Source organism: Enterococcus sp. DIV1368d (genome assembly GCF_050542975.1).
GTDB lineage: Bacteria > Bacillota > Bacilli > Lactobacillales > Enterococcaceae > Enterococcus_D > Enterococcus_D casseliflavus.
The window spans coordinates 1246796-1258752 of sequence record NZ_CP172939.1 but is presented as its reverse complement, the minus strand read 5'-3'; the positions used below and the strand labels follow the sequence as shown (position 1 = coordinate 1258752).

The following is an 11957-nucleotide window of genomic DNA, read 5'->3' as shown; positions in this document are numbered from 1 at the left end:
TCTCAACATCTTTTCATTATAAATAGAAAAGATAAGATTTTCAGAAAGAAAAGTTAAATACTTTTCTTGTTATTATAAATCGGTTTGGCAAAACTGAATATTTTTCTTGGTGCACTAAGGGTTTCTTTCGCGGTTACTATTTCTTTACGCCAATCGTTCCTGTTAAAATTATAAGTTATCTTCAGAAAAGTGACTTTCTCCCTCAATTTCACCTCACCAACTTCTATCAGTTTATTTTAAATATAGTTAATCACTCAATTTTTATTTTATCGTAATAAAATTGTCACCTCTCTCTTACTATTCAATGCCAATCAATTTCCTTCTTTGCACTGTAAAAACGTGTTTCTACCTATATATATGCCGATTTTCAGTTGATTTATAGAAAATGCAAAAAATCTTACACAGGCTCAGGTATAGATTTCACCAATCGATGAAATACGTGATTTGTTTTTTCTTCCCTATCTTCATTAAGATGAATAAGTAAGATTTACGATTTTATTCATGAAAGGAGCCACGTCTTGAGAAATTTTCAAATTAATTTTATTACCAACACTGCAACGATTCGATGGCTGAAAATTTTGATGGCATTCGAGAAAAATTATCAATGTTCGACTCAAGGTTTGGCAAAGATTTCAGGAAGTACCACGCGAACAATCGTGACGGATGTGACGGATCTAAAAGAGTATTTTGGCGACTGTTTATCGATCGACTCTTCTCACAAGGGGTATATTTTTTCAATCAAACATTCCGCTGTGTATTTAACGAAAAAACGTGCGCTGATTGCCGATGAGATTTTGTTCCATATCATCGAAAGTATTTTCCACAACGATCTTTATAGCTCATCAGAATGGGCCGAGAAGTACCATATATCAGAAAGCACTGTTCTTCGCTATTTGCGGAAAGTACAACCTATTTTTTCTTTCTATCGTTTGGAGATCCAAACCAATCCTATTTGCTTTCTTGGTGAGGAAATCAATATTCGTAAGTTTTTCCATGATTTCTATTATGAATCGGAGATTACTGCTCATACGATTTTTCCACCGATCGCCATCCAAAATATCACTGCCAGTGCTTTTTCAAGATGTTACCAACTTGACCAACATGCTTGTTCATTTGGTGAATTCAATTATTACTTGTATATCACCTTTGAGCGCCATTGTGCAGGTCAACGTATCGAGTTGCCTAAGCAAATTAAAAAAATATTTGAACAGTATAATGATTTTCGGCTATTTTCTGAAATCAATGAGACTGTGAGTGAGCAATACCAAAAAGAGCTTCCCTATGAGGAAGTCCTTTATTTGTTCTTACTAGTGAAAACCCGTCGCTCAATCAGTAACTTAGCGATCGAGCAGACCTTTTGTAGAGAGTATAATCATTGGCCTGAAATCAAGCAGCTTGCGACAGCCTTTGTCAAGGATTGCTTGCCAGATACACAAGATAGCGCTCGTGACCGACTCTTAGTGGAGTCCTTTTTTACGGTAGCAAAAATCAAGCAGTTATTATCCCCCTTATTAAATCATATGATTTCTGATACCGTTCAATTTGTCGAAGAGGCATATACGGATGATTACCATCTATTTAAAAACTATCTGTTGACGCAACCATTAGCCAGAGAAATTTGGGACAGTAACACACTGGAACACTTAGGAACGAGTCTTACGATGTATGTTACTTCTATTAAATCTTTGTACTGGCAAGCCAAGAAGAATATCGCGTTTTTGTTCGAAGGACCCTTTTATTTATGCCAATTATTAAAATGCAAATCTGTTCGTTATTTGCGCAGTTCTCGGACCTTTTATTTCCCGGACTCCAATGAATTGTCGGCAGGCTATTTGGAAAAAAATCAAATTGATTTGATCGTAACCAACTATACGGAATATATTACCGAATATGCCCAAGACATTGATTATTTGCTATTCAAAACCTTTCCCGATGAGCACGACTGGGAAGCTTTAGAAGAGAAATTGAATGCCAATTTCAATCCTTGATAATCGTGCACCGTCTGTTCTCCTCCTTCTGACCAAGCTGTTCAAAAAATGCTCCTGAGAACAATCGTAAGAGCTTGTGATCAGTTTAACAATAAATCCAGAGCGGTATCGTTCGTGTCAGCACTGACGCAGCGATACGCTCTCTTCTTATGACTTCCTCCATTAAAAGCAAAAAAAGAAGCAGCCACTTCATTCAGTGAGCTGCTTCTTGCTAGTTGATTGATTAATCGAGGATCGTTACTTTTACTTGACGACGGCCCCACTGGATACATTGTGCGACGTTATCAAAGTGAACATCAATGATGTTTCCTTTGATCGCGCCACCAGTATCAAGCGCTAGTGCTACGCCATAGCCTTCAACATTGACTAAGGTGCCTAACGGAATCACGCTTGGATCAACGGCAACTGCCATTGGATTTTTACGTAAGTCTGTACCACTTGCTGTAAAGAAACTAGAGCCAGCTTCTTTATACGAGTAAGCAGTTGATTCCATCATCAATGTCCGACCGCTGCTTGTATTGCTGTTGTTGCTATTGTTATTACTGTTGTTACTTGTATTGCTTGAGCTGTTAGTTGAGCTATTGTTACTGTTTGAAGAGCTGCTCGATGATGAGCTGCTGCTTTCAGTCGTATTGCTGCTCGATGAAGCAGACGCTTGTGATTCAGAAGCGCTTGAACGTTCGGCAGCCTGGGCTGCTTCTTTTTCAGCTTTTTCTTTCGCTGCTTGTTCCGCCGCTTCTTTGGCTGCTCGTTCTTCTGCTGCTTTTTCAGCAGCTAAGCGAGCTGTTTCAGCTTCTTTGCTGGAAGCAATTTGTGCCAAAGTTGCTTCGTTTTCTTTCAATTGGGCTTGTAGATTCGCAATTTTTGAATCCAGTGTTTTGGCTTCTGATTCTAATGCGGTTTGATTTTCTTTCAATGATTGCTGTGTTGACTGTGCTTTTTCTTCTAAAGCTTCCAGCTTTTCTTTTTCTGCTGTCAATGAATCGATCTTTTCTTTTTCCAAGTTTTGTAACATCGTCATTGCATAGGCACGATTGATAAAATCTTGGATGTTGGATGATTCTAACAATACCGTCCAGTCTCTGGTTGCCCCGCCATTGACTTGGATGTCTTTCATACGTTCCGCAACGACTGCTTCACGCTTTTCAATTGTTTCTTGTGCAGTTTTGATTTCTGCTTTGGTTGTTGCTAATGATTCTTCATTTTCAGCGATTTGAGCTTTTAGCTCTTCTACCTCACTGTATTTCGCATTCACATCAGTCAATGCAATCTGTACTTCCGTACTGATTTCCTGACTTTGCTGCATGACGGCACTTTCTTGCTCTTGCAATGATTCAAGTGACTCAGCCTGCGCAAAGATTGGAGAAACGATTCCTGCCGCAAAGACAGCGACAACGATTGTTCGTAGTTTCTTTGCCTTCAAAAAATTCCCTCACTTCTCACTATGGTTTCCAACATATCCTATTATACAAATTCTTAAGAAGAATTTTATTGCAGGACCTTTACAATTTATTACAAATTATCGTAAAAGTGGGTGTTTTCATCGTCTTTTCCGACTGAAATTAGTCAGAAGTGGGAAGAATCAGCATTGATAAGGGTTTATTATTTGTAATCAAACCGTAACAAACCTATTTTTTCCTACGAATGGCTTCAATAAATCGAGACAATTCCTGACTGCTTTTTATCTGATTGATTTCTAACTTTTGAAAGTTTTTTAAGAGTCTTCTTTGATGGAAATTCAATCTCGGTAGATTTTGTTTTAAAACGCGCCATTCTTCTGGAAACGCTGCGAAGCGCCCTTGCCAATCGTTTTTATATTGCTCAATATTTTCAGCCAATTCTTTTTTGTGCTGTTCAAAGGCTTGATTGACTTGTTGCACCGCTTTCTGAAAGGCAACCAAGTTAGCTAGGGTATAGCCCATATCAAAAGAGAGAACCATTAATAAGAAAACTGGCAATAAGAATCCCACCCGAGCACTCAATGTTTGAACAATCTCCAGCATTTGCGGATGAACAAATCGAACAATCAGCACACAGCACACGCCCCAAAAAAGAGAAATCGGCAATGCCACCCGTCCATTGATATTCAATGGGACTTCTTTATAATCCCACCATGAGGCATGAAAAAAACGCTCAAGTAAATAACTTGTCACATATTCAAGCACGGTAACCAACAACGCTGCCGCAAAGAACAGTGGAATCACTTGCTCATGCAATGGCCGTAAAAAATAGACAACGCCAAGAATCCCAAAGCCGTAGATGGGTGTGATCGGACCAATAAGGAAGCCCCGATACACAAAGTGCTTGGCTTTTAGTGAGCAATAAATGGTTTCCCAAAGCCATCCGATAAATGAGTACAAGAAAAACAATAAAATGATCCGTTCAAATTGAACCATACCTATCCGCTCCTTTTCAAACTTTTGCAATGATCTGTGCAATCGTACTTGTCATCACAATCATACCACAAATCAATCGGTCTTATTTTGAATCAGTGTAGGAGCTTATTCCTCGTTTGAACGGTCTTTTTTGTTGCTTATTGATCACCAAAAATAATTGATGGGTGCACCTGTTCTTTCAAACTATAGCCACACAGTTCTTTGTTAAAGGTAAAATGATCTTGTTCCACATTGGCAATGATCTCATCTTCGGAAAATCCGTGAAAATCGTAGTCATTGATGTAACTGCGAAGTAATACTAATTTTGCATCGATCAAGAGAACTCGTTGGATGTCCATCCAAAAAGCCATGTCTTTGTTTTTCAATATTTTTTTCAATTCTGCTTCCTGTGCTAACCAGTACGCATAGACTGATGGCATTTCACCTTTAATGGTTTCAGCAGATAATCCTTCTCTCATTTTTACTAGATACTCATTCACTGATTGATAAAACAATTTCCTTCCCCCTAGTTCCATTATTTTTAAACGTTGATCCTATGTTTCTTCTATTTCCTCGCCGCTTTGAGCTATCTTTCTCTATCCGACTGTTGCTGATGTCGCCTTTTTTGTATCGAAAGAAGCCATAGTATTTCGCAACAAAATTCTGACAATTATTCAAAACAAATAGATACATAAAAAACACACTATTATTTTATAGATATAACCGACACAATTTTTAACTTCACTATTCTTTTAATGCTTCCTTTCTTTTCTAAAGCATAGCAAAAGTCGCCCCGTATTTATAATCAACTTTTGCATCAATCTAAGAAAAAAGTGAAAATAAGCGGTAATAGTCAGTTATTTCCGCTTCATTTTTTAAATTTACTATTTAACATTCCTTTATTTTTTTCGATTCATGCAATAACTGAGAATATTTTATTGCGTTATTTCCTTTCCTATTATACGATTAACTAAATAATGTTGGTTATTTGAAAATAAAAAACAAAGGGGAACGTGAGAATAATGAGAAAAAGTGTTGTTTTTAGTTTATTGGGGTTCACACTTCTTTTTGCTGGCTGCACGCCAAAAGAGGAGAAACCAGCTTCAGAAAGTACGGAAAATGCAAGCGCTACAAGCTTATCTATGACTTCGTCAACAGAAGTCGCCCAAGAATCGACGGTCTCTTCCAGCGAAGCGGCTTTACCAAGTTCGGAACAGACCATCACAGGCGTGAGCGGAACAAACTATACCATCGATTTACCTGGCAATTGGCAAGAGGTACCTGATTTCACTTCATTGAATCCTGACAATGATTTCATGTTGTCCGATGCGTTAGAAACAAAATACTTAGCTGCAGTCGTTGAATCGAAACAAGATTTTGCCGATTTAGAAACTTATCTCGGATTGGTTCAAGAAAATTTGGCAACGAGCTTCAATACGACTGCCACCTTTTTACCAATTCCTGACACGAAGGCCTATTTCGTTGATTTCCCAGCGACAGTTGAAGGGCTAAATATCCACTATATTTATTATGTACTTGAAACCGAAAATAATTACGTTCAGTTGTATGGTTGGACGTTAGAAAGCTTATACGACTCTTCAAAAGAGGAACTAACAGCGATCATGAACAGCTTCAAAGAAGAATAAACAAAACATCTGTAACCATTTTGGCAAATAGCCGCAAAAATGGTCGCAGATGTTTTTTCTTTTTATCTACGGACTACAAGTCGTTGCCCTACAAGAATCAATGATCCAGAAAGATTATTCCACTGCATCAACTGATTGACAGTCACACCATAGCGTTGCGAAATCCCCCATAGAGTGTCTCCCGAACGCACGGTATAGGTGGTGCTGTTTGATGAGGAAGCGTTCGTTTCTTGAACATACGCTGCACTTACCCAGCCACGCCCTTCAATTCGATACCAGACATTGTTACCATTGACGCTGGTTCCGGTCTTTTGCGCAACTGCGCGAAAAGAGGAGTTGTTTAACAAAGAACCAACAATTCTAGCACTGGTAGACGCATCAGAGCGAATATTCAATGTTGCGGTGGTGCGAAACTCTTTATTGATGCTTTGTTCAGAGCTATTACTTCCAGCGGTCACTTCTGTCACGTACGCAGCGCTCACCCAGCCGCGTCCTTGGATTCGATACCACACATTGTTGCCGTTGACACTCGTTCCCGTCTTTTGAGCGACTGCTCGAAATGTTGCATTGCTTGCCAAGGAGCCGACAACAGAAGCGCTAGTCGATGCGTCGGAACGGATGTTCAAGGCGGTGGTGGTGCGAAACTCTTTGTTGATGCTTTGTTCGGCACTGTTGTTATTGTTATTATTATCGTTGTTATTATCATTATTATTGTTGTTATCATTCCCACCCGTATTCGATGAGATCTCCGTCACGTGAGCGGCACTTACCCAACCACGTCCTTGAATTCGATACCACGTCGTATTGCCGTTCACACTGGTGCCGCTTTTTTGCGCTACTGCTTCAAATGTTGCGTTGGCAGCCAATGAACCCACGATCGAGGCGCTGGTGGAAGCATCCGAACGGATATTGAGTGCTGCATTTGTTCTGAATTGCTTATTGATCGCCTGTTCAGAATTGTTATTGTTGTTATTGTTGTTATCATTTGAACCGCCACCACTTGATGTATCGTATTGGGTCAAATTGTACGTTTCAATCAAGTTGTTTAGCTTACTTGCATAAGCCGTGTCGGTGGCATAGCGTCCTTGCAGCCATTGTGTCGCGTCACGATAAGAATTCGTATTAGACTTCCATGCCCCATGGTAGAAGAAAACACCCGGCGAAAATGAGGTGGTTCTCAAAACGTGCGCATTGTCTTGAAAAGATTCTTTTAATGAAGGGTATTTACGAAACTTCGCAATAATCGGATAGAGGTTGCCATTCCCGTCATCTTCCAAGGTTTGCATCTCTACAAATTGTCCATTGTAAGATCCCTTGATACCAAACATATTATTAGCAAGAGTAGTCAGCGTGGATTGCCCCCAACCTGATTCTAAGATCGCTTGCGCAATCATGACTGAAGCGTAGAGGTCATTTGCCCCCGCCACTTCTTGTGCCATTGGTCCTACTTGCTGAATAAATGCTTGCTGATTGTTGGAACGTGCCATTGGATTGTTGTAGTTGGGCATGACCTTCGTTTCAATGGCGATCCGCTCTTCTTCTGACAGAACAGGAATGTCACGATCGATTTCTGCTTCATTCTGTTCAGAAGCATCATCTGCTGGTTCATTTTCGGGTACGTCTTGAATTTCTACTACATCCGAACTTTCAGCTTCTGATGGTTCGGTACTATCTTGCGTTGCTGGTGATCCCTCGTTCACTTCTTGATCTTCTACAATGCTCACGGAATCTTGCGTCGATGTGTCTTGGGTTGACTCTGCTGTTTCAACTACTTGAACACCATTTTGGGTTTCTGCTGACTCAAGTGTATCTGCTAAGACATTCATCGGCAAAATATTCACCGTACTAACAAGTGCAGCGGTTGCCGCCGCACTTTTACGGTAAAGAAGCCCTCTTTTTTGTTTCTTCGCACGATAACGAAGCTGTTTTCTTTCTTCCATTTGTCTCTCCTTAAAACTACAGCTAGCTATTTCTTACATTCTTACTGCAAAGCTAGGTGTAAAATGAGCGGTACTGCCAACAGAAACATTTTGTCCTGGGCGTGGTGCATGAATATATTGTCCGCTACCTAAAGCAATGGCTACATGATAGGTGCTGCCTGATGAACCCCAGAATAATAGATCTCCTGGTTGTGCTTGGCTAACGGAAATCACTGTACCTGCTGTTTCTTGTGGTACCGTCCATCCACCAATATCTCTCCCTGTTACTTGTAAAAAGACATAGCGAGTAAACCCAGAACAGTCAAAGCTGTCCGGTCCTTTGGCACCCCAAACATAGGGTTTTCCGATATGCTTATAAGCTTCTGCCACGATTGCAGCACCATTTGTTGATGCTGGTGCAGAAGGTGCTGGCGGCGTCACGATCGGTGCAGGTGACGGAGCAGGCGTTGGCGCCGGTGTTGGTGTAACTGGCGTCGGTGCAGGAACTGCAGGTGCACTGTCCGCTGGCGTCTCTGGTGCTGCAGGTGTCACTGGTGTGTCTGGCTCTTGAATTTCTGGTGTATCTACTGGTGCTTCTTCTGGAGCCTCTGGTGTTTCAACTGGTTCAGATTCTTGCGTTTCCTCTGGCTGCGTTTCTGCTGGTGCTGCTGGCTCTTCCACTGGCGCTTGGCTCTCTGTTTCTGCGTCAGATTCGGTGCCCTCTGCTTGAACAGCCGCTTCATTCAAGGCTGCTTCTTCTGCTGCAGCTTGCTCTGCCTGCTGTTGCGCCGCTTGTTCTGCTTGGGCTTGTAAAGCAGCAACGCGGGCAGCTTCTTCACGAATTCTTGCTTGCTCCGCTTCATAGGCTTCTTTTTCCGCACGCAGCTGCTCTTTTTCTTCTTCTTTCGTTGCTTCTTCGTAGGCTAACTGACTAACCAAGACATTTAATTCTGCTTGGCTTGCTTCCAAGACACCTTTTTGTGCTTCCAGATGGCTCTGTGCTGCTTGCAATTCTGCCACTTTTTCTTGTGATTCCGCACGCTTTTGTTCAACTGCTTGTTGGTCGGCTTTTTGCTGTTCGATCACTTCATTATTCGCTCGAATGATCGTCGTCATGGCATGGACCCGACCCACTAGATCACTGACAGAATCAGCTTCTAGTACGGCTGTTAGAAAATTGTCGCCTTTTCCATTGACTTGTGTTTCTCTGGCTTGCTTTTCGATGTTTTCTGAGCGTTTGGCAATCCGCTCTTCTAACTGACTGATTTCCTGATCCAATCCTTCGATCGCTTGCAACAAATCACTTTGCTGCGCTAAAATGATTGCTGCTTCTTGATTTAATGAATCAATTTCTGCAGACAATCCATCAATTTCCCCTTGTACGCTTTGACGTTGCTGTCTCAACTGATCAATCTCGTTATTTTTTTGTTCGATCAATTGATCGTGATTCGTAGCAAAAACGGTCACAGGTCCGCCGAATGATGACAATACAATGCCGCACATACACACTGTTGCAAAGATTTTCTTCTTCATCTGATCCTCCAAATTCAATTTTAAAACTTTTTTTTCATTTATTTGACCATTTTCATTTTACCATAGTTCAGCAACAAACCCAATCCGTAAGCGATTTACATTTTAGTTACATAAATAAGATCTGTTTTTTATTACATGTTCCCCACTCCTATCCCACCAACACACCGAGTGAATCCCTATGTATCAAGTGTTCAAGAAAATTTCATAGAAAAAGTCCTTTTTCTTAAGAAAAAATAAATAATGTTGTAGATTTCACTTTTATTACATTAATTTTCTGCAAAATATGCTTGATTCACAAAATTTTAAACAGACGAAAATGCTCCTTCCTAGTGTTTTCTAGAAAAGAGCGAGGTTTTTTTGTCTGTGTTATTCACGATAAGGGAGTAGTTGTCTCATTACGGCGATTTGGTCATCAATTGTCTGTTCTGTGATGTGACCGGTCAGAGCCAAAATCCCTAATCCTTCAATCACGAACATATAGTTTTCTGCAATCACTGCCAAGTTTTCATCTTTTAACACACCTTGCTGAACGCCGACTTGAAAGATCTCATGGATCGTCCGTTTCGTCTCAGAAAGTTGTGCTTGCTGCAGGGAACTGGAGGCTTCGGTTTTATGCGTATAGTAATACTCGTAGACGGCTCGCAGCATACCGTCAGAAATGCTGTGGAGTAGACGCTTGCGATGGTCGGAAAAATATTTGTTTAAAATCGTTTCAAAGGGCACTTGCTCCATGATCATCTCTCGTACATCATCAAATTTTCGTTTGGAGCGCTGCTCTAACACTGCCAAAAAAATCTCATCCACCGAACGAAAATATAAATAAATGCCACCACGACTAATGCCGCACTCTTCGATAATGTCCTTCATTGTCGCATCGATCAAGCCTTTCTTACTAAAGACGACTTTGGCACTTTCAAGAATCAAATCACGCTTTTGTTGTTTTTTCTTTTCCGCTGTAGTCAATTCGCTCTGTTGCTTCTTTGCCATTTTTTTGGCTCCTTTCATCACATTATTAATGACACTCGTGTCATTTTGTTGTATAATCAACCTAACTTAAAAATGACACGAGTGTCATTATAAAAAAAGGAGTTTTTACAATGAATACAAAAAGCAAAACCTATCGCCTTGTCATTCGTGCCATTTTGACTGCTATTATTATTTTACAGACGATGGTGCCTTTCCTTGGATTTATTCCGATCGGTATCACTAGTTTAACGATCATCCATATCACGGTGATCGTCGCTGCCATCGTTTTAGGGACAAAAGACGGGATGTTCATCGGCTTAGTCTGGGGTATTTTTACCATGATCCGTGCGTTTACCTCTCCGACAACGCCCTTAGACATTGCCGTTTTCACCAACCCAATCATCTCGGTGGTTCCCCGTGTATTGGTTGGCTTAGTGGCTGGTCTCTTGTTTACGATCATTTACAAAAAGACCAAAAAAGTCGTCGCTGCTTCGATTGTTGCAGCAATCTTTGGGACCATCACCAATACAGTTTTGGTCTTAACGTTAATGGGAACCTTGTATACTGGCTTAGTTTCCACTACCTATGGTGTCGATGCTTCGGCTTTATTCGTGACCCTCGGTGGAATTGCAGTAACGAATGGAATCTCTGAGGTGATCACAGCTGCGATCTTAACACCCATTCTAGTAAAAGCCTTATTTGCAGCAACCAGTTTACGTCCAGAAAATCGTTAGTCCCTTCTCTTATCCTATCATTTTTTTCACGTTCTGAGTACTCTTTGCCCAAACATTAAAAGCCCCCGATCGAAGAAAGCTTCTATTGTATAGAAATGCTTTCTTCGATCGGGGGACTTCTTCTTTTATTGGTTAAAAAAAGGTGGATAGCAAGGCAAGGATCGCTAGACCGCCTTGGGTCAAAATAATTTTCTTGTCGCTAGTCACACTGCCATATGCAGCCACTAAGATAATGTAGATCAACAGCAAGCGACTGATTTCCAATGGCGCTGAAGCAAAGGTAATACTATACAGTAACCCCAAACCAATGAGTCCATTGTAAACCCCTTGGTTTTTGAACAAGGTCACAACGATCGGTCGTTCAAGTTCTGCTTTCGTCACGTTGAAGACCCGCGCCGTTGCTTTGGACGTAGTGGCAAATGTTTCTAAATAGAGAATATAGAAAAACTCTAAGGCAACCAGTACAATCAAAATCGTCGATAAAATCGTCATCTTTATTCTCCTTGATGAGCGACAACGATCTCGCTCGGTTTGGCTGCAAAGTCAGGCATTTGTTGGAATAATTGTTGCAGCAGCGGGTTTTGATTGTGAGCGGTGATCGCTTCTTGATTCGCCCATTTTTCGACCATGACAAACCGATTGTTCTCTTCCAATGATTCATAGAGATGATAGCCGTGGCAGCCTTCCTCAGCTCTCGCCGATGCTAATAATGGCGTAACAGCGGCTAAAAAATCTGCCCGCTTTTCTTCTTTGATGTAAAACGTTGCATTAATGATTTCCATCGTTTTCCCTCCTC

11 protein-coding genes are annotated in these 11957 nt (G+C 40.9%); 3 read left to right on the top strand and 8 right to left on the bottom strand.

The features are described 5' to 3' along the window. Positions 1–518: 518 nt before the first annotated feature. Positions 519–1988 (top strand): helix-turn-helix domain-containing protein, encoded by a 1470-nt coding sequence (locus tag IGJ44_RS05860; protein ID WP_430606322.1) that lies wholly within the window; start codon positions 519–521, stop codon positions 1986–1988. 223 nt (positions 1989–2211) lie between these two features. On the opposite strand, the gene IGJ44_RS05855 is transcribed toward IGJ44_RS05860, so the two are convergent. The 3 genes from IGJ44_RS05855 to IGJ44_RS05845 all read right to left on the bottom strand — a co-directional run bounded on the left by IGJ44_RS05855 (position 2212) and on the right by IGJ44_RS05845 (position 4899). Then, entirely contained in the window at positions 2212–3411 is a 1200-nt protein-coding gene (locus tag IGJ44_RS05855; protein ID WP_167826775.1) for a 3D domain-containing protein, read from the bottom strand. A 205-nt stretch (positions 3412–3616) separates the two neighbouring features. Continuing rightward, positions 3617–4384 carry a putative ABC transporter permease gene (locus IGJ44_RS05850; RefSeq protein ID WP_034868446.1) on the bottom strand — a complete coding sequence of 256 codons (768 nt, stop codon included), beginning with the start codon at positions 4382–4384 and terminating at the stop codon, positions 3617–3619. A gap of 137 nt (positions 4385–4521) precedes the next feature. After that, complete coding sequence (locus IGJ44_RS05845) at positions 4522–4899, bottom strand: DUF7006 family protein (RefSeq protein ID WP_005234961.1); 378 nt, start codon at positions 4897–4899, stop codon at positions 4522–4524. Positions 4900–5385: 486 nt separating this feature from the next. On the opposite strand from IGJ44_RS05845, the gene IGJ44_RS05840 reads away from it, so the two are divergent. Beyond that, positions 5386–6009, top strand: coding sequence for a hypothetical protein (locus IGJ44_RS05840; protein WP_194193026.1), 624 nt, complete (start codon positions 5386–5388; stop codon positions 6007–6009). A 62-nt stretch (positions 6010–6071) separates the two neighbouring features. Here IGJ44_RS05840 and IGJ44_RS05835 read toward each other — a convergent pair whose 3' ends face one another. The 3 genes from IGJ44_RS05835 to IGJ44_RS05825 all read right to left on the bottom strand — a co-directional run bounded on the left by IGJ44_RS05835 (position 6072) and on the right by IGJ44_RS05825 (position 10448). Continuing rightward, positions 6072–7949, bottom strand: coding sequence for a glucosaminidase domain-containing protein (locus IGJ44_RS05835; RefSeq protein WP_194193027.1), 1878 nt, complete (start codon positions 7947–7949; stop codon positions 6072–6074). Positions 7950–7982: 33 nt separating this feature from the next. Beyond that, positions 7983–9461: a PcsB-like coiled-coil domain-containing protein gene (locus IGJ44_RS05830; protein ID WP_430606318.1), complete on the bottom strand. Its 1479-nt coding sequence runs from the start codon at positions 9459–9461 to the stop codon at positions 7983–7985. A gap of 366 nt (positions 9462–9827) precedes the next feature. After that, positions 9828–10448, bottom strand: a complete 621-nt coding sequence (locus IGJ44_RS05825; RefSeq protein WP_015509375.1) for a TetR/AcrR family transcriptional regulator — start codon at positions 10446–10448, stop codon at positions 9828–9830. 110 nt (positions 10449–10558) lie between these two features. Here IGJ44_RS05825 and IGJ44_RS05820 point away from each other — a divergent pair, with 110 nt between their 5' ends. Next, positions 10559–11161 (top strand): ECF transporter S component, encoded by a 603-nt coding sequence (locus IGJ44_RS05820; RefSeq protein ID WP_194193030.1) that lies wholly within the window; start codon positions 10559–10561, stop codon positions 11159–11161. A 132-nt stretch (positions 11162–11293) separates the two neighbouring features. On the opposite strand, the gene IGJ44_RS05815 is transcribed toward IGJ44_RS05820, so the two are convergent. Both IGJ44_RS05815 and IGJ44_RS05810 read right to left on the bottom strand, forming a co-directional pair. Continuing rightward, positions 11294–11653 (bottom strand): DUF1304 domain-containing protein, encoded by a 360-nt coding sequence (locus tag IGJ44_RS05815; protein WP_016613516.1) that lies wholly within the window; start codon positions 11651–11653, stop codon positions 11294–11296. 2 nt (positions 11654–11655) lie between these two features. Then, positions 11656–11943 carry a putative quinol monooxygenase gene (locus tag IGJ44_RS05810; protein ID WP_016608137.1) on the bottom strand — a complete coding sequence of 96 codons (288 nt, stop codon included), beginning with the start codon at positions 11941–11943 and terminating at the stop codon, positions 11656–11658. Between the last annotated feature and the right edge of the window lie 14 nt (positions 11944–11957).

What these genes read in the sequence shown, in the direction of transcription:
- IGJ44_RS05850 (WP_034868446.1), bottom strand. Translation starts at nt 4,384, where the DNA reads ATGGTTCAATTTGAACGGATCATTTTATTGTTTTTCTTGTACTCATTT.
- IGJ44_RS05845 (WP_005234961.1), bottom strand. Translation starts at nt 4,899, where the DNA reads ATGGAACTAGGGGGAAGGAAATTGTTTTATCAATCAGTGAATGAGTAT.
- IGJ44_RS05840 (WP_194193026.1), top strand. Translation starts at nt 5,386, where the DNA reads ATGAGAAAAAGTGTTGTTTTTAGTTTATTGGGGTTCACACTTCTTTTT.
- IGJ44_RS05835 (WP_194193027.1), bottom strand. Translation starts at nt 7,949, where the DNA reads ATGGAAGAAAGAAAACAGCTTCGTTATCGTGCGAAGAAACAAAAAAGA.
- IGJ44_RS05830 (WP_430606318.1), bottom strand. Translation starts at nt 9,461, where the DNA reads ATGAAGAAGAAAATCTTTGCAACAGTGTGTATGTGCGGCATTGTATTG.
- IGJ44_RS05825 (WP_015509375.1), bottom strand. Translation starts at nt 10,448, where the DNA reads ATGGCAAAGAAGCAACAGAGCGAATTGACTACAGCGGAAAAGAAAAAA.
- IGJ44_RS05820 (WP_194193030.1), top strand. Translation starts at nt 10,559, where the DNA reads ATGAATACAAAAAGCAAAACCTATCGCCTTGTCATTCGTGCCATTTTG.
- IGJ44_RS05815 (WP_016613516.1), bottom strand. Translation starts at nt 11,653, where the DNA reads ATGACGATTTTATCGACGATTTTGATTGTACTGGTTGCCTTAGAGTTT.
- IGJ44_RS05810 (WP_016608137.1), bottom strand. Translation starts at nt 11,943, where the DNA reads ATGGAAATCATTAATGCAACGTTTTACATCAAAGAAGAAAAGCGGGCA.